This window comes from Robertkochia flava (assembly GCF_020166515.1).
GTDB lineage: Bacteria > Bacteroidota > Bacteroidia > Flavobacteriales > Flavobacteriaceae > Robertkochia > Robertkochia flava.
This window is the reverse complement of the sequence record NZ_JAINZT010000005.1, coordinates 527,888-545,348: the sequence shown is the minus strand read 5'-3', so window position 1 is coordinate 545,348 and position 17,461 is coordinate 527,888. Positions and strand designations below refer to the sequence as shown.

The 17,461-nt window shown below is 44.2% G+C and carries 13 protein-coding genes and 1 tRNA gene; 12 read left to right on the top strand and 2 right to left on the bottom strand.

Annotation, left to right across the window (positions count from 1 at the left end):
• Window positions 1–9 precede the first annotated feature (9 nt).
• From tsaD to K7R11_RS15090, 6 genes are read left to right on the top strand one after another with little or no spacing between them, the layout of a single operon-like run.
• Window positions 10–1,032 (top strand): tRNA (adenosine(37)-N6)-threonylcarbamoyltransferase complex transferase subunit TsaD, encoded by a 1,023-nt coding sequence (tsaD, locus tag K7R11_RS08875; RefSeq protein ID WP_224490173.1) that lies wholly within the window; start codon window positions 10–12, stop codon window positions 1,030–1,032.
• Window positions 1,033–1,042: 10 nt separating this feature from the next.
• Entirely contained in the window at window positions 1,043–1,747 is a 705-nt protein-coding gene (locus K7R11_RS08870; protein WP_224490172.1) for a 16S rRNA (uracil(1498)-N(3))-methyltransferase, read from the top strand.
• 15 nt (window positions 1,748–1,762) lie between these two features.
• Complete coding sequence (locus tag K7R11_RS08865) at window positions 1,763–2,407, top strand: DUF4159 domain-containing protein (protein ID WP_224490171.1); 645 nt, start codon at window positions 1,763–1,765, stop codon at window positions 2,405–2,407.
• Between the two features lie 4 nt (window positions 2,408–2,411).
• Window positions 2,412–2,918 carry a TrmH family RNA methyltransferase gene (locus K7R11_RS08860; RefSeq protein WP_224490170.1) on the top strand — a complete coding sequence of 169 codons (507 nt, stop codon included), beginning with the start codon at window positions 2,412–2,414 and terminating at the stop codon, window positions 2,916–2,918.
• Between the two features lie 48 nt (window positions 2,919–2,966).
• Window positions 2,967–4,067 carry an AI-2E family transporter gene (locus K7R11_RS08855; protein WP_224490169.1) on the top strand — a complete coding sequence of 367 codons (1,101 nt, stop codon included), beginning with the start codon at window positions 2,967–2,969 and terminating at the stop codon, window positions 4,065–4,067.
• A 1-nt stretch (window position 4,068) separates the two neighbouring features.
• Window positions 4,069–5,256, top strand: coding sequence for a THUMP-like domain-containing protein (locus K7R11_RS15090; RefSeq protein WP_224490168.1), 1,188 nt, complete (start codon window positions 4,069–4,071; stop codon window positions 5,254–5,256).
• Between the two features lies 1 nt (window position 5,257).
• On the opposite strand, the gene K7R11_RS08845 is transcribed toward K7R11_RS15090, so the two are convergent.
• The gene (locus K7R11_RS08845; protein WP_224490167.1) at window positions 5,258–5,971 is read right to left on the bottom strand and encodes a M15 family metallopeptidase; all 714 of its coding nucleotides are present in this window, start codon (window positions 5,969–5,971) and stop codon (window positions 5,258–5,260) included.
• A gap of 800 nt (window positions 5,972–6,771) precedes the next feature.
• Here K7R11_RS08845 and K7R11_RS08840 point away from each other — a divergent pair.
• The 5 genes from K7R11_RS08840 (at window position 6,772) to K7R11_RS08820 (ending at window position 14,742) form a co-directional block, all read left to right on the top strand.
• Window positions 6,772–7,161, top strand: a complete 390-nt coding sequence (locus tag K7R11_RS08840; RefSeq protein ID WP_224490166.1) for a hypothetical protein — start codon at window positions 6,772–6,774, stop codon at window positions 7,159–7,161.
• Window positions 7,162–7,245: 84 nt separating this feature from the next.
• Complete coding sequence (locus K7R11_RS08835; protein ID WP_224490165.1) at window positions 7,246–11,592, top strand: CusA/CzcA family heavy metal efflux RND transporter; 4,347 nt, start codon at window positions 7,246–7,248, stop codon at window positions 11,590–11,592.
• Between the two features lie 2 nt (window positions 11,593–11,594).
• Window positions 11,595–12,740: an efflux RND transporter periplasmic adaptor subunit gene (locus K7R11_RS08830; RefSeq protein WP_224490164.1), complete on the top strand. Its 1,146-nt coding sequence runs from the start codon at window positions 11,595–11,597 to the stop codon at window positions 12,738–12,740.
• A 139-nt stretch (window positions 12,741–12,879) separates the two neighbouring features.
• A tRNA-Val gene (locus tag K7R11_RS08825) sits at window positions 12,880–12,954 on the top strand.
• 942 nt (window positions 12,955–13,896) lie between these two features.
• Window positions 13,897–14,742, top strand: a complete 846-nt coding sequence (locus K7R11_RS08820) for a hypothetical protein (protein ID WP_224490163.1) — start codon at window positions 13,897–13,899, stop codon at window positions 14,740–14,742.
• Window positions 14,743–14,909: 167 nt separating this feature from the next.
• Here K7R11_RS08820 and K7R11_RS08815 read toward each other — a convergent pair whose 3' ends face one another.
• Window positions 14,910–15,980, bottom strand: a complete 1,071-nt coding sequence (locus K7R11_RS08815; protein WP_224490162.1) for an alkaline phosphatase family protein — start codon at window positions 15,978–15,980, stop codon at window positions 14,910–14,912.
• A 279-nt stretch (window positions 15,981–16,259) separates the two neighbouring features.
• Here K7R11_RS08815 and K7R11_RS08810 point away from each other — a divergent pair, with 279 nt between their 5' ends.
• Window positions 16,260–17,198 (top strand): DUF5996 family protein, encoded by a 939-nt coding sequence (locus tag K7R11_RS08810; protein WP_224490161.1) that lies wholly within the window; start codon window positions 16,260–16,262, stop codon window positions 17,196–17,198.
• The last annotated feature ends 263 nt before the right edge of the window (window positions 17,199–17,461 follow it).

Below are 17,461 nucleotides of genomic sequence, written 5' to 3'. Positions count from 1 at the left end.
AAATATAAGATGAATAGCCAAGATATCTTTATTCTTGCCATAGAATCCTCTTGCGACGATACATCTGCAGCCGTATTACATAACGACAAGGTATTGAGTAATGTTGTTGCCAATCAACATATTCATGAGGCCTACGGAGGTGTGGTTCCAGAACTGGCATCAAGGGCGCATCAGCAAAACATAGTTCCTGTAGTGCACCAGGCACTAGCCAAGGCAAATATCGATAAAAATAGTTTATCTGCCATTGCTTTTACCAGAGGTCCAGGGCTCATGGGATCGTTGCTCGTGGGTACTTCATTTGCCAAATCGCTTAGCCTTGGATTAGGAGTGCCGCTTATTGAAGTGAACCATATGCAGGCCCACATCCTCGCACACTTTATTGAAGACCCTGAAATGGCCAAACCTGAATTCCCCTTTTTGGCAGTTACCATAAGTGGCGGGCACACCCAGATCGTTCGGGTGATGGATTACTTTGAAATGGAGGTTATTGGTGAAACCATAGATGATGCGGTTGGAGAAGCTTTTGACAAAAGCGCCAAAATTCTCGGGCTGCCCTATCCCGGCGGACCCCTGATCGATAAAAATGCTGCTCAAGGCGACCCTAAGACCTTCGAATTTCCGATTCCTAAAGTAGGCGGATTAGACTTTAGTTTCAGTGGATTCAAAACCTCTGTATTGTATTTTATTCAAAAAGAAGTCGAAAAAGATCCTGACTTCATCGAGCATCATATGAATGATATCTGTGCCTCCATTCAGGATACCATCATTCGCATCCTGATGAAAAAAATCAAAAAAGCGGTAAAGGAAACAGGAATCCGTAAAGTTGCCATCGGTGGAGGTGTCTCTGCCAATTCAGGAATCAGAAAAGCCATGCAGGATGCCGAAAAAGAATTGGGTTGGCAAACCTTTATTCCTAAATTTGAATACACCACAGACAATGCTGCCATGATCGGCATTGTTGGATACCATAAATATCTCAAAGGTGATTTTACCGATGAAACCATAGCCGCCAAAGCGCGGTTTTCGATCTAAATATACTCGTATGCAAATATTTTATGCTCCCCAAATTAAGCCGGAAAACGCAGAATTTCATTTCGACAAGGATGAAAGTAAACATATCAGCAGGGTTTTAAGAAAAAAAGAGGGAGACAGCATACTCTTAACAGATGGAAAAGGAAACCTGTTCCATGGCACGATAACCCTTTCTTCTTCAAAGGCCTGCCAGGTGCGGATTGACAGGGTAGAAGAAAAGTCCCCGAGAAGGTATTCCCTGCATATGGCAGTGGCCCCCACAAAAAACAACGACCGTTACGAATGGTTTCTTGAAAAGGCCACTGAGATTGGCGTCGATGAAATTACTCCCATCATCTGTGATCATTCAGAGCGAAAAGTAATTAAGACCGACCGTCTGGAAAAGATCCTGCAATCGGCCATGAAGCAATCCCTGAGTTGTTTTCTGCCCCAATTGAATGCCCCTGAAAATTTCAGGGATTTCATAGCAAAAGAAAAACCGAGACAAAGTTTTATAGCGCATTGTCTTGAAGAGGATCGCTACGAACTTAAAAGAAGGGTACAGCCGGACTGCCCTATATTGATCCTGATTGGTCCGGAGGGGGATTTCTCGGAAGAGGAAGTAGACCTGGCCATAGAAAGGGGTTTTTTGCCTGTCATCCTAAGTGACAACCGACTGCGAACAGAAACAGCAGCTATAATTGCCTGCCACACGGTTGCCTTGATTAATCAATAAAGCATGAGATCCGCTATGAAAAAATGGCTTACCACAACGTTAATTCTTCTGTCTTCTCTGGTCATTCATGGCCAGGAAATCGCTGTGTTAAAATATAAAGGCGGCGGCGACTGGTATGCCAATCCCACTGCCCTTCCCAACCTCATCGAATTTTGCAATCAAAACCTGAATACCCGCATAAAATCAAAGCCAGCTACGGTAGATGCAGGTAGTGATGAAATATTTAATTATCCGTTTATTCACATGACTGGTCATGGGAATGTCTTCTTCAGCGAAGAAGATGCCCGTAACCTGCGAACCTATCTTTCAGGAGGGGGCTTTTTACACATCGACGATAATTACGGGATGCGTCCGTATCTGGAAAAAGAGCTCAAAAAAGTATTTCCGGATAAAACCCTCACCGAAATAGGTACTGACCACCCTGTTTTTCATCAGAAATTCGATTTTTCAAACGGCCTTCCTAAGATCCATGAGCACGACGGGTTAAGACCTCAGGCTCTTGGTATTTTCCATGAAAACAAACTGGTATTGCTCTTTACCTTTGAAAGTGATCTTGGCGATGGCTGGGAAAACAGGGAGGTGCATAACGACCCGGAGGATATCCGTCTTAAAGCTCTTCAAATGGGGGCTAATATTGTTCAGTTTGCCTTTGAATTTTAAGACCATGGCAGAACAACTGGAACATCACCAGCATAATTTTAAGCAACGTCAATTCCCCATAACCCTGGTTTGTGACGGGGTGAGCTCTGCTGCCAATACCGGTTCCCTGTTTAGAATTGCAGATGCCTTTGGGGTGGAAGAAATCATTTTTTGCGTTTATCCACCGGCTTTCAGCAGGCGTATGGAAAAAACTGCAAGATCTGCCCACCTAAGGGTCACCAACCGCTTCGAGCCGGAGACATCAGTGGTACTCAAAGCGCTAAAAGATGAGGGATACCGACTGATCGCGCTGGAGATCACCAACACCAGCACACCCTTAAAGGAACTTAAAATCCCTGAACATCAGAAAACAGCACTCATCATAGGAGGAGAAAACCACGGCATAGCACCCGAGCATCTGGCCCTGGCAGACCAACATATTCATATTGAGATGTTCGGAATAAACAGCAGCATGAACGTGGCTATGGCTACCGGCATATGCCTGTATGAAATGACCCGGTTGTTAAAATAATTTTTTATACTACCTTGTAAGAAAATAAAACCAGACCACTTTCCATCAATGAATTCTAAGATTATTGCCAACGGAATTTTACGCGCCATAGCCATCCTTGCAGGCATTGTTCTGCTTGGTTTATTTCTTTATGAAATACAGTCGGTTATTGCTTATATCCTGATTGCTGTGGTAGTATCCCTGATCGGAAGACCCCTTGTCATTTTTCTGCGAAAACGCCTTAAGTTTAATGATACCCTTGCCGTGGTAACCACCATGCTCCTTATGGTCTTGTTCCTGGTAGGACTGATAAGTCTCTTTATTCCGCTTATTATGGAACAGGGGAAAAATCTTTCACTACTGGATTACAACAAGTTACGAGCCAGCCTGGAGGGTGTATTTCTGGAAGTTTCGGACCACCTCAACATCAGCCGCTCACAGGTAGAAGCTTCCTTACAGGCCTCCCTTAAACAATCAGACCTGGTCTCCAAATTTGGTTTGTCGGCTATACCAACCCTGCTTAACAATGTACTTGGAGGTATAGGTACTTTTAGTTTTGGATTATTCACGGTTATATTCATCTCATTCTTTTTCCTGAAAGACAGCATGTTGTTTGAAAATGCCCTTATGGCCTTTATTCCTGATCAGAAAGAAAAAAGAGTAACCAATTCCATCGAAAAAATAAAGAATCTGTTATCCCGGTATTTCATCGGACTGCTAATTCAGATCAGCATTCTTTTCATTTTCTACACCATTGTCCTTCTCATTGTTGGAATCGAAAACCCCGTGGTTATTGCCTTTTTATGTGCCCTGCTCAACCTCATCCCCTATATAGGCCCTCTTATTGGAGGGGCCCTGATGCTCGCCCTTACTATGTCGAGTAACCTGGGCTACGATTTCAGCAGCGTTATCCTGCCTAAAACCATCTATGTTTTCATTGGATTTCTGATTGGGCAGCTTATCGATAACTTTTTCAGTCAGCCATTCATTTTTTCCAGCAGTGTCAAATCACATCCCCTGGAGATCTTTTTGGTCATTATCATCGCCGGATTATTATTCGGCGTATTAGGTATGGTTATCGCAGTTCCCGCATATACCGCCGTCAAAGTGGTACTTCAGGAGTTTCTCTCAGATTACAAAGTGGTGAAATCACTTACCAAAGGTTTGTAATGTGAATAAAAATATACTACATAAAGAGGTTCAGCAATATATCAAAAACCAACTCCGTAACGACTTGGCCTCGCTGGCGCTGAAAGGATCTCCCTTTAATAACATCGATAACAGGGAAATCCTGCAACAGGTAGAATCCATGACAAAAGCCGAAAAGAAACTACCAACCTGGTTTGAAACGGAAGGTATTTTTTATCCGCCTGCGCTGTCTGTAGAACAAACCTCCTCGGAAATTACTGCTAAGTTCAAGGCAGCCCTGGTTGAAGGCACTCATATGGTAGATATCACAGGTGGCTTTGGGGTAGACGATTATTATTTTTCAAAACACTTCAGGAGGGTAATTCATTGTGAGGTTAATACTGCTCTTTCTGAAATTGCAACACATAATTTTAAGCAGCTCAAGGCCACGAATATAAGTACGGTAGAAGGGGACGGACTGGAATACCTCCATGAGATCGAAAGTACCGATCTTATTTATGCAGACCCCGCCAGAAGAGACCAGGCTAAGAGAAAGGTATTTCTGCTCTCTGATTGCACCCCGGACCTTACCAAACACCTTGAATTTCTTTTCAGTAAATCCAGGAAGATCCTCATTAAAACATCTCCCCTTCTCGATCTCAAAGCAGGATTGGGTGAGTTGAGTGGTGTAACGCATATTTATATCGTGGCTGTTAAAAATGAAGTTAAGGAATTACTATGGTTCCTGGATGCTTCCTCCAAACCGGAAGACCTCCTCATCACAGCAGTAAACCTGGACAGAGACTCGGATACAACCTCCGTTTTTAGCTTTAATCCGGAGGAAGAAAACCAGTCCTTAGCCGGTATCGGGCATGTTGCCACTTTTCTTTATGAACCTAATGCAGCTGTCATGAAATCAGGAGCTTTCAACCTGGTGGCAGAACGCTACGGACTTAAAAAATTGCATCCTAACACCCATTTATACACAGGAGATAAGCTTGTGGATTTTCCAGGGAGACGCTTTCGCGTTAAAATTGCGGAAGACTACAATAAGAAAAGTGTGAAAAAATTATTGGCTGGAAAAAAGGCGAATCTGACCACACGCAATTTTCCGGATACCGTCTCAAGTCTCAGAAAAAAGTTCAGGATCAGTGATGGAGGTGACACCTATGCCTTTTTCTGTTCCGGCCCGGAAGACCGGAAACTTCTGATCGTTACAGAAAAAATCTAAGTTATTTGCAATCCCAAACAAAATCGGCTATACCATAATTCAGGGTAGGCCCGAAATTATAATGCCACCATTCTGAGGTAATGGCGTTAAATCCATACGACTCCATGGTTGATTTCAATAGGATCCGGTTGCTGAGTACCTCCTCCGGCAAATCGCTGTATGCATGATGGGCGGCCTTCCCGAAAAAGTCGAAAGTTGTTCCCATGTCAAGTTCTTCTCCATCTATGTTCACAAGAGTAATATCCACAGCGCCCCCTTTATTATGGATTGATCCTTTTGCAGGATCTGCCACATAGGTTGGGTTCGGATAGATCTCCCACATTTTCTTCTGAATGCTGTGCGGACGATAGCAGTCAAAGAACTTAATCCTGAATCCCTGCTCCATAAAGGCCTGGTTCACCTCAATCAGAGCTTTAGCAGTACTTACCCTGGTATAGCATTCATCACAATCATATACCTTTTCCCCTATAAAATTATCCGTCGTTGCATATTTTAAATCGTAAACAAAATCTTTACTGTAATCTGCCAACCGAACAAAGGCAGTATCCGGCAGGTCTTCCAGGGATACAGGGATTGCAGTGGCCTTAGTTTCCTGCTTTAAAGACAATGACTCTTCATTACCCTTACCGGCAGACTGAGATGATTTGACCGAAGGGTTCTTACAACCAAAAACAAATAAAGTAAACAGGGAAATAAAAATCAGATTTCTGTGCATGCGATGGGGTTTGTTTCCAAATGTAAGATATTCTTGTCAATCCACATAAGAGTGTAATCCTCCTGCGAAATTTTCAAATAACGAATTATTCTGGTATCTTATTTTGATGCATACAAAAAAATCATTCCTCCTAAGTATTATAGCATTGTTCACCGCAATCACAATCATGCTCATTGCGATTTCACTGCATCCATTAAAACTCGTTACCTTCCCCTACACCCTCATCCTCAACAGTCTCATGGTAATACTCGCTTTTCTCTGCCTCTTTGGATTTCTTACAGCTATTAAAGCCGTAAAAGAGCCCAATTCTAAAAGAAAATATTTCGCTTTCGTAGTGCACAGTATATTCCTGATTTTTTTCCTTTATGTCATCGCTGTGAACGTTAGTGACCATATCTTAGGAGTCTGAGCCTTTGTATTAATATTACCCTTCTTACATATTTAACAGGAAACTATTAAAACACTGACCAACAAGGTGTTAAAGTTAAATCATTCATGGATAGAATAAATAAAAATGCGTACTTTTAAAGGACTTTATCGGGGTGCTTTTTATGGCTGAGATCATACCCGTAGAATTCAGCAGGTAATGCTGTTGAAGATTTAAAGTGTCAGGGGGAATACAATTGATTTTTCAATTTCTATTCCCCTTGTCTTTTGTATGCATTTCATTTCACAATCAAAGGCTGCCGCTGTCCAAAGCTGCATCTTCTTATTCTTTTACTGCTCTTTTTTCTGAAACTCAGGAGGCTATCTTCATGAACAATTCACAGGAGTAAGAGATATTTTCCTAACTTTACTGTATGCTGAAATGGCTTTACATAGCGATGGCTGGATTAATTACCTTACAATCCATGCACATGAGTCTGAATGACATCCTGAGCATAGGGAACCTCATGGAACATGCCAGTTATCACAAGGATGCCTATGGTGATGATCTGGTTAGCTTCATTGCAAAACATTACGGCTCCCAGCAATCAGATCATATGGACAGTTCCCATAAGGATCAACATCAGGATCTTCCTTTCCAGCATGCCTTTGTTCATGCATTTTACCCAATTGCCTTCGTCGATGGATTTCTGTTTGAATTTTATATTCCTGTAAGCCCCCATCCTGCGATCGATTCCTTTTACCTTCCCATCCGGAAGAATCTTTTTGCCATTAAAACCTTCCAGCCACCCAGGCTAACATAATCTTTTTCATTTGTTACTAAAGCCTTTCCCGGAAGTTGAAAAATTCCGGATGGCAAATATTTCTGTAATCCTTATCGATGCATTATGTTAACCCGATTGATCAAATTCAGTGTTCATAACAAACTGATCATTTTACTTTTCACTGCCTTTCTAATTGCCTTTGGAATATTTTCACTGACACGACTTTCCATTGGCGCTGTACCTGATATCACAAATAACCAGGTTCAGGTAATCACCACCTCCAGGAACCTCTCTACCCAGGACATGGAGCAGTTCATCACCTACCCCATAGAATTGGAAATGGCCAATCTACCCGGGGTAAAAGAGATCCGCTCGGTCTCCAAGTTCGGGCTCTCTGTGGTAACCATCGTTTTTGATGACGATCTGGGAACCTACCTACCCCGGCAACTCATTACAGAAAAAATCAAATCGGCCAGCGACAAGATCCCCCAGGGCTTTGGAACTCCGGAACTGGGCCCTATCACCACAGGATTAGGCGAAATCTACCAATACATTCTGGATGTGGAACCGGGGTATGAAGACCGATACACCGCCATGGATCTTCGCACCATACAGGATTGGGTCGTCAAGCGTCAGTTATCCGGCATTCCCGGAGTAGTAGAGATCAATACCTGGGGAGGGTACCTGAAACAATATGAGGTAGCCCTGAACACCTCTGTGCTCAATGCTATGCAACTTACGGCAGGAGACGTTTTTGAGGCACTGGAGGAGAACAATAACGTTGCCGGAGGAGGGTATATAGAAAAAACCGATCAGGCCTGGTTTATTCGCGGGGAAGGATTGGTAAACAGCCTTGAAGACCTCAGTAACATTGTGGTAAAAACAATAGACGGCAGTCCTGTTTATATTCGTGACATTGCCGAGGTCAACTACGGGTATGCTACCCGGTTTGGAGCCATCACCGGTAATGGAGAAGGAGAAAAGGTTCTTGGGCAGGTAATGATGCTCAAAGATGCTAATTCCAAACAGGTAATTGATGCGGTTAAGGCCCGGGTGTCTTCCATAGAGGCTACATTACCGGAAGGGGTTCGCATCAATGCCTTTCTCGATCGAAGTGAACTCATTTCTGAAACTACGGCCACGGTAACAGAAAACCTCATCCTTGGATTCCTGATCGTGATCTTCGCTGTTGTGCTAATCCTTGGGAACCTTCGATCGGGATTTGTAATAGCATCGGTGATCCCCTTATCCCTGCTTTTTGCCCTGTCCATGATGTATCTTTTTGATGTAGATGCCAACCTGATGAGTTTGGGAGCTATTGATTTTGGGATCATTATCGACGGAGCCGTTATCATTGTAGAATTCATTGCCTTTAAACTGGCCAGGGACAGTTTTGCACCTGAGAAGGCTTCCAAAGCCGACCGGCAAAACCACCGGGATGAAATCAGTATCTCCGGGGCTTCAGAAATGATGAATTCGGCAGTCTTCGGCCAATTGATCATTCTTATTGTATTTATCCCTATCCTTTCTTTAAGTGGTATTGAGGGAAAAATGTTCAAACCCATGGCGCTGACATTTTGTTTCGCTCTTATCGGGGCCATGATCCTTTGTTTCACTTATGTTCCGGTAATCTCCTCATTATTTCTGCGAAAATCCGTTCAAAAGAAAAATATCTCCACGAGGTTGCTGGGGGCTATTCACCGCTTCTACGACCCCATGCTGGACCGGGCCATGGAGAACAAAAAGGTAATTCTGGGAATCGCTTCTTTACTCGTTATTACCGGTGGGATTTTATTCAGCCGGCTGGGAGGGGAATTCGTTCCGACACTGGACGAAGGCGATTTTGTGATCCAACCGGTCTTAAAAACAGGGACTTCCCTGGGCAAAACCATTGAGATCACCACCCGTATCGAAACCATCCTGTTGGAGAACTTCCCTGAGGTCGATCAGGTGGTGTCCCGGATCGGAGCAGCAGAGGTACCCACCGACCCCATGAGTATGGAAGACAGTGATGTGATCATTACTCTTAAAGATAAAGATGAATGGGAATCTGCTTCAACTAAGGATGAACTGGCAGAACAATTCAAGGAAGCCCTGGCGGTAATTCCCGGGATGGAAGTGGAATTTACCCAACCCATCGAGATGCGCTTTAATGAACTTATCTCCGGAGTGCGCTCAGATATTGCTGTTAAGGTCTATGGGGAGGATCTGAATACCCTGGCATCCCTGGGGGAACGTATCAAGGATATCGCTGAACAGGTTCCGGGAGCAGCCGATGTTACCGTTGAGAAAGTAGAAGGCCTCCCTCAGATGAACGTCACCTACGATCGAACCAAGATCGCAAGGTACGGACTGAATATTGCCGAACTGAATAACCTCATTGCCATGGGATTTTCAGGAAAGACCCTCGGAAGCGTTTTTGAAGGCGAAAAAAGATTTGACCTCGTGGTTCGCCTGCAGGAACAGAACCGGAGAGGTATCGATGACCTTAAAGGTCTTTTTATAGATTTGCCTTCAGGAGGCCAGGTCCCACTGGGAGAACTGGCAACCATAGAATACAAAAAAGGAGCGGCAAAGATTTCCAGGGATAATACCCGCAGGCGGATCGTTATCGGTATCAATGTGAGAAACAGCGATCTTCAGACCGTGGTGGATCAGATTCGTTCAAAGATCGAAACCCAGGTGAACCTGCCCGTAGGATATACCATTACCTATGGTGGCCAGTTTGAAAACCTCAATGAAGCTAAAGCGAGACTTAAGGTTGCAGTACCCATTGCCCTCGTACTTATCTTCCTGATGCTTTTCTTTGCTTTTAATTCTCTCAAGAAAGCCATTCTTATCTACTCGGCAATCCCCCTGGCTGCGGTGGGAGGTGTACTTTTACTCTACCTAAGAGGGATGCCCTTCAGTATTTCTGCAGGCGTTGGGTTTATAGCGCTATTCGGGATCGCTGTATTAAATGGAATTGTTTTGATCGAACACTTTAAGGAAATGGAACAACATGCATACAGCAATATCGAAACCCTGGTAAAGGAAGGAACCAAGAACCGGTTAAGGGCAGTTTTACTAACGGCCACAGCTGCTGCATTAGGATTCTTACCCATGGCTGTTTCTACCAATGTCGGTGCCGAGGTACAACGTCCCTTGGCAACAGTGGTTGTGGGCGGACTCATTACTGCAACCCTGCTTACCTTACTGGTATTACCTGTTTTATATGCCTTGTTTTATAAAGGCAGTACGAACGAAAAATCACGAATTGCTCTCAAGCCTTCAAAACTAAGCCTGCTACTGCTGGTTTTTGGCCTTGGCAGTATGATGAAGTCAACCGCCCAGGAAAGGATATTAACCCTTGACAGTCTCCGGATATTGGCTTACGAAAACAACAGCAAACTAAAAGCATTAGAGCTGGAGCAGCTTCAGGAAGAATCTTTAAAGGGAGCCGCCTGGAATTTTGATAAAACCGAGATCTACTATCATTACGACCAGAATAACCTGGCCGTTAATGGCCGTCCTCTTGAGGTATACGGAATACAACAGAATTTTCTTTTCCCCACTGTGTATACTTCTCAGCGCAAGGTTCAAAAGGTAAGGGCTGTTAGAAGCTCGCATCAATTAGATCTTCAAAGGAACATCCTTACAAGAGACCTGGAACAGGCCTGGTACCAATACCAGGTCGCAGCAGAAAAACAAGACATCTATCGCAGACTTGACAGCCTCTATGAAAAATTCGCCTATGCCGCAGGTCGGCGGTTTGAATTGGGAGAGACCAACTATCTGGAAAAGATAACGGCCCGTTCAAAGCAACAGCAGATCGCGATACAACTTAAGGCAGCCATCGCAAAAACCGCGATCAAAAAAAACCGGATACTTGCCCTTGTCCAGGCGTCAGACAGTTTTGCCCTTGGTCGAGAAACCCCTGTAAAATTACCCTATCTACCGGCCGATACCCTGGTTTCGCCGGAATTGAATATTATGGAGAGTAGTATTTCCCTCAGAGCTGCCGAGAATCAGCTGGAAAAAAACCGCTTTCTGCCGGATATAAGTCTGTCCTATTTCCAGGGGAGTAACAGTACGCTTAACGACCAACGCTACGGATACCAGGTCGGACTAAAGATCCCTATACTGTTCGGAGGCCAGGCTTCCAGGGTGAAGGCAAGCAATATCGCCCGTGATGCCATGAATAGCAGGAAGGATGCTTTTATGGTGGCCTACGAGAACAAGGTGATGGAAATGCAGACCCTAATGCACACCTATGCTCAAAGCCTGAAGTATTACGAAACTGAAGGCAAGGCCATTGCAGAGGAGTTGATTCGTACCGCAATGCTTAGTTACCAGAATGGCGAGATCAATTTCTTTCAATACATCGCCTCCCTTGAGAATGCGTATACCATCCTGCTGGAACGGCTGGAGCAATTAGAACTTTACAACAATACCGTTATTGAACTGCAATACTTAACCTTATCAGAATGATCATGAAAAATTCAGCAAAATATATCCTCATTTTTATCCCATTCCTCTTTGCATGTCAACCGTCTGAGAAGGAACAACCCCAAAATGAAATAACCGCACAAAAGAATCCCTCATTAATCGTAGTAAGCAAAGAACAATTCGAAAAGAACCGAATGGACTTCGATACCCTATCTGTGACAATTTCCCCCGATGGCATCAGGGCTACCGGTATTATAGATGTACCCCCGGAAAACAGGGTATCCCTGAGCCCGCTTATGGGGGGATACGTCACCTACAATCCGTTTCTAGTTGGTGACCATGTCCAAAAGGGGCAATTGCTGTTGAGGCTGGAAAATCCTGAATTTGTAACCTTGCAGCAGGAGTATCTTGAAATCAGGGAACAATTAAAATACCTTAGGGAAGAATATACCCGACACAAGGAATTACTGGAAGAGCAGATCACCTCCCGCAAAAACTTTCTTCGGGCAGAGAGTGAATACCGGTCGGCTAACGCAACATACTTTGGCCTGCGCAAGCGGCTGCAATTACTCGATCTCGATCCCGACCGGGTAACCCCGGAAAACATCACATCCCAGATCAGTATTTATGCGCCAATTTCCGGGAGTATCACAAAGATCCATGTTACTAAAGGAAGTTTCGCAAATCCCTCCTCCCCGGCTTTGGAGATCATCAATGGTGACCACCTTCACCTCGAAATCAATGTTTTTGAAAAGGATGTAATGAAGGTCAAGAGAGGCCAAAAGATTTCCTTTCAGGTTCCCGAGGCAGCGAAAGAAACTTTTCCTGCAGAGGTTCACCTGATCAGTGAAGCACTCTCGGACCAAAGAACCATAAGAGTACACGGGCATATTCCCGATTCGCTGAAAAACAACTTTGTTGTTGGGATGTATGTGGAAGCCATGATTCAAAATAATCCATTTAAAGAGGACAAGCCGACGGACTTATCGGCGGCGTCTGCTGCGGTGGTTGAAAAAGAAGGACGGTACTTTATCCTGATCCTTGAAAAAGATGAATCGGATGCATATACCTTCAGGCAGGTAGCGGTAAGTGCAGGAGCAGAAATTGAAGGACGAAGAATACTCAGGAGCCCGGATTTATCTGTAAATAGCGTAGTTCTTAAAAAAGGGGCTTTTGATCTGGTTCGATAAGGTTTTTAAAATTCTGGAATATTATGCGTAGCGCGCCCTTATATTTTCGAATCTTAAATTTCCTGTTCTAACAAAAGAAATACTTTTTCAAAAAAGTATCGATAATAGCTACATTTTCTTTATTATTGACATCCGAAAAGGGTCATTAACTCAGTTGGTTTAGAGTGTCACCTTGACAGGGTGGAAGTCACTGGTTCGAATCCAGTATGACCCACATCAAGCGCAATCCCGGTGCCTTTTGGCACCGGGATTTTTGTTTTGAACACCGTTGAAAGCTTGCTTTCATAAGGTGGGTAAAACAAAAAGACCGACGGCTTAACCGCGTTAAGCCGCGGGATTGCATTTGCAGGAGTGGTTCTTCTCTGGATCATGTCAATAATCCTTCTCTTTATCTCTAAGTCCAAAATAATTCCTCCCAGAAAAATCCCGGGAGAGCGAAGCTCATAGGATGGTCCCGAAGCGTCGGGATGCAGGAGTGGTTCTTCCCTGGATCATGTCAATAATCCTTCTCTTTATTCCTGATTACAAAATATTTCCTCACAAAAAAATTCGCGGGAGAGCGAAGCTCTTAGGATGGTCCCGAAGCGTCGGGATGCAGGAGTGGTTCTTCTCTGGATCATGTCAATAATCCTTCTCTTTATTCCTGATTACAAAATATTTCCTCACAAAAAAATTCGCGGGAGAGCGAAGCTCTTAGGATGGTCCCGAAGCGTCGGGATGCAGGAGTGGTTCTTCCCTGGATCATGTCAATAATCCTTCTCTTTATCTCTGAGTCCAAAATAATTCCTCCCAGAAAAATCCCGGGAGAGCGAAGCTCTTAGGATGGTCCCGAAGCGTCGGGATGCAGGAGCGACTCCCCTTCGGATCACCCATAAAAGGAGGTAATCCGGAAGAACGGAAAGAGGAAAGAACAAAGACTTAAGAAGCAAGAGCTAAGACCCTATATAAAAAGCACCATATCGATAGTCATTTTCCTTAAGATATGAACTAAAAATATTTTCGACCGTACCTGCTATCCCCGACCTCTCTCTGTTTTTTATAATGCTCAACCCGTGAATTTAGCCTTAAACAGATAAAACGACAGGCTTAATCAAAATTTACATAGATTTACTTAATAAACTGAATTAGTGATACTTAAATAAAACATGAGAATCATATGATCAATTATTTAAGAAAGAGAACAGCCCTTTTTTTCCTTATCCTGATCGCTTTCGTTTTTACCTGTCATGGGCAAATTGAATCCAGGTTCGTTGAGGATAGCTTGATTAATCTGGATCCTAAAAAAGATTTTTCCTGGGACATGTCTTTCGCCTTTAAAAGCATGAATGTATTTCGCGGTTTAATTCCTTCAAAAGCTCCCGTTCTATCAACCCAGGCAGGTGTGAGATATAAAGATTTTATAGGAGGTTTTTACGGTGGTGCATCCTTTAACGGCGGCTATACCGAAACGGACCTGATCCTTGTGTATTACCGTCCGAAATTCAACATTCGTGCAGATTGGTATTACAACTTTACTGAGGGCATTACCAATATCCCTGTAGCCACTGGTTTTTTTGATTTCAATCCTGATGTAACCCGTGGATTACTGGATTTCATGGTAACCTATCATATTAACCATAACCTGAGCATCCATTCTTCCACGCTTCTGTATGGCAGAGACCGGGGAGTACTACCGGAAGATGCAGCAAATCAAGTGCAATTAAGACGAGGACCCCAACGCTATTCTCAATACTTCCAATTGCAATATTCCTGGTATATGAAAAAGTCAAAATTCTCCGCCCATGTGGGCGGGTCTTTCAGCTGGCAGGATTTTGGAGGTCCCTCCTTCTACGGAGACCGGCCGGGCTTCAATGATATTGGCATATCTTTCAGCAGAAAACTGGTAGATACTCCAAGTGTGACCATCCCTATAAAAGTTGCGTCCTATCTCAATACCCTTTCTAATAACTTATATCTTGTGGCAGTAATACAACTTATAGATCTTTCCAGCCTGTTGGAATAAGATTAAATGCCAGGGATGTTCCATACAGGAAGTAAAACTGTATGTATTTAGGAACAAGGACTCGAACCAGAGGGCATTCCCGCAGAGTTGTTTCATGGGTAAAACCCAAAAAAACACTTTGTCAAAAAGTGACCTTTATCCACTTACCGACCTTCCAGCTTACCGCATCACCTCTGCTCCTTCAGGTTCAAGGTATTTCCCTCCCATTCCATTCCAAGGATTTTTGCCAGAGTCGGTGCGATCTGGCTGCTGTATAATTGGCTCGTACTACTAACCTCCCCCAATGGCTCGACCCCAACACCAAAGACCAGCATCCAGACCTGGTCGCTCCCTTCTACCTCACTCCCGTGACCTGTCCAGGTATCCAGGGGCTGGGTACCCCTTCCATGGTCGGTAGTGACAAGAAATACTGTCCGGTTGTGGTAAAAGTCGTCTTTCTGGGTAAATTCCCATACATCCCGAAGTAGGTCGTCTGTATTTCGGGCGGCATTCAGATAAGCTTCATAATTCCCTGCATGGGCAAAATCATCGGTTTCCCCATAGGCGATATAAACAAAATCGGGGTGTACCTTCTTCATGTACTCCAGGGCATAATGATGGGTAAAGGCATCAAGGCGCACTTCCTTCCAAGGACTCGGGACCTGCCCCTGCAATTCGTTAAGGAATACTTCCCGGTCACTGAGGTTACCTGAAGCCGTCTCGAATCCTGCATTTACCGGAACTCCTGACCGCTCTTCATTGATGATATAGGGAAATACATCCCAACTCCCAAAAGCTGCGACTGCACCCTCCCTATTCCTTTTATTTTGATAAGCCTCTAATAAGGTCGTGTTTGGATTGGGTACTTTATCGTTACTACGGATACGCGCATCATCGGCTTTACCGGTTAGAATCTCATTGTAGCCCGGATAGGAAAACCACATGGTATTAGTCAGGTTCATACTATTCCCAATGTTCCTGTTTCCATATAGCTGCCCCATGTTCACTGCATCATTCCAAATAAAGGGGAACAGTGCCAGGCGTCTTTCTTCAGCAGTATCCCTCCATAAATCGGCTTTCAGCAACTCAGGGTGATTTGTATATTTTTCATTTGTGATAAGGTCCATATCGGCACCTGTAAAGAGTTCCTGCCAACGCAATCCGTCCATAGTGATCAGAATAACCTTGGTTGAGGGTTGCTGTTGCCCGTAGAACCACCAACCATAATGGAGTAATGCAATAAGAAAGACATGTTTCATAATAATGGGGATTAAAGTTTTATTCTAACCCGGATGTGTAACCGCTGCAAATAAGAACCGGAACAAATACGTTTTTTAAAGATATATAATTCACCTCAGGAACATCTGAAAAATCCTGACATGGATTCGGGAACAAATGTGAGCAAATCATTTCCCTTTTGCCGGACACTCATTTAGGGTCAGTCCGGCACACATTTCAAATACCATTAAAACACTGGTTTTTAACACATTAAAAAACGTGGTCTTTGTATTTTTACATTATTACCAACTGTTTACCTGATGAATAATCCACGCCAATCCATATTTCCACCCCTCCCCCTGGACGAATGGGAAGCTACCAAAGAAACCCTGCACCGTTACTTCCAGATCGCCGGAAAGATCAGGTTAAAGCTCATGCCGCGAAAGAATCATTGGTGGTATATAACCTTGCACCCAAATAGTCGCGGTTTTAGTACGGGAAGCATTCCATACGGACCCCTCTTTTTCGAAATACAATTTGACCTCCTGAACCATCGATTGGTCATTTCGAACAGTAATGGCCCTGATCAGTATTTCGAACTGTATAACGGACTTACGGTTGCACAATTCTATACCCGTATCATGAAATTACTGTTTGATATAGGGGTTGAGGTACAAATTCTGGGCAAACCTTATGATCTGTCGGATGAGATCCCTTTTGCATCCTGTGAAAAACACCATACCTATCAAAAGGACTATGTATACAGGTTCTGGCAGATCATGTTACAGGTAGATCATGTTTTTAAAGAGTTTAGCGGGAGGTCCTACAGCAAGACCTGCCCGGTACATCTTTACTGGCATCATATGGACCTGGCCGTTACGCGGTTTTCAGGAAAAAAGGCCCCGGAGATGAAAGGTGCCGGGATCGCCGATAAGGATGCGTATTCTCATGAGGTGATAAGCTTCGGATTTTGGGCCGGGGATCAGGAAGTTCGGGCCCCAGCATTTTATTCATATACCTATCCCTCACCGAAAGGCCTTGACCTCGAACCGTTACAACCGGATACAGCCCGTTGGATCGATAGCAACGGCAGTCCAATGGCCCTGCTTATGTATGACGACATCAGAGTCAAGGACGATCCAAGGGAATCGATCCTGGAATTTCTGGAAAGCACCTACCTGGCCGGGGCAAAAAGAGCGGGGTGGGATATCGATGGGCATCGTGTACCCTCCCTGGAGGACCTGAAGGCAGGAACCTGACCCTACCCTGTGAATGATCCATGCAGGATGACTTGGTGATCCTTACCAATCCCCCCTGAAAATAAAAGCCTCAGCCCTGCTACCGCAGGCCTGTCTTTTTTTATTCCCCATGCGCTTATAAAAGCAAGCTTGTCTGACGAAAGTCAGGCTTTTGACGTTTTTGGATTATTGATATGGTTCCCCGCCCTGGTCAGGGAGGGGTGGCAACGTCCTCGACGGTGCCGGGGTGGGTTGATCAGGATTACTCTCTGATCCTTACCAAT

Excerpts from the sequence above, each read along its gene's own strand:
- K7R11_RS08820 (WP_224490163.1), top strand. The coding sequence starts at position 13,897 with ATGATCAATTATTTAAGAAAGAGAACAGCCCTTTTTTTCCTTATCCTG.
- K7R11_RS08830 (WP_224490164.1), top strand. The coding sequence starts at position 11,595 with ATGAAAAATTCAGCAAAATATATCCTCATTTTTATCCCATTCCTCTTT.
- K7R11_RS08865 (WP_224490171.1), top strand. The coding sequence starts at position 1,763 with ATGAAAAAATGGCTTACCACAACGTTAATTCTTCTGTCTTCTCTGGTC.
- tsaD (WP_224490173.1), top strand. The coding sequence starts at position 10 with ATGAATAGCCAAGATATCTTTATTCTTGCCATAGAATCCTCTTGCGAC.
- K7R11_RS08840 (WP_224490166.1), top strand. The coding sequence starts at position 6,772 with ATGCTGAAATGGCTTTACATAGCGATGGCTGGATTAATTACCTTACAA.
- K7R11_RS08855 (WP_224490169.1), top strand. The coding sequence starts at position 2,967 with ATGAATTCTAAGATTATTGCCAACGGAATTTTACGCGCCATAGCCATC.
- K7R11_RS08870 (WP_224490172.1), top strand. The coding sequence starts at position 1,043 with ATGCAAATATTTTATGCTCCCCAAATTAAGCCGGAAAACGCAGAATTT.
- K7R11_RS08845 (WP_224490167.1), bottom strand. The coding sequence starts at position 5,971 with ATGCACAGAAATCTGATTTTTATTTCCCTGTTTACTTTATTTGTTTTT.
- K7R11_RS08860 (WP_224490170.1), top strand. The coding sequence starts at position 2,412 with ATGGCAGAACAACTGGAACATCACCAGCATAATTTTAAGCAACGTCAA.
- K7R11_RS08815 (WP_224490162.1), bottom strand. The coding sequence starts at position 15,980 with ATGAAACATGTCTTTCTTATTGCATTACTCCATTATGGTTGGTGGTTC.
- K7R11_RS08810 (WP_224490161.1), top strand. The coding sequence starts at position 16,260 with ATGAATAATCCACGCCAATCCATATTTCCACCCCTCCCCCTGGACGAA.
- K7R11_RS08835 (WP_224490165.1), top strand. The coding sequence starts at position 7,246 with ATGTTAACCCGATTGATCAAATTCAGTGTTCATAACAAACTGATCATT.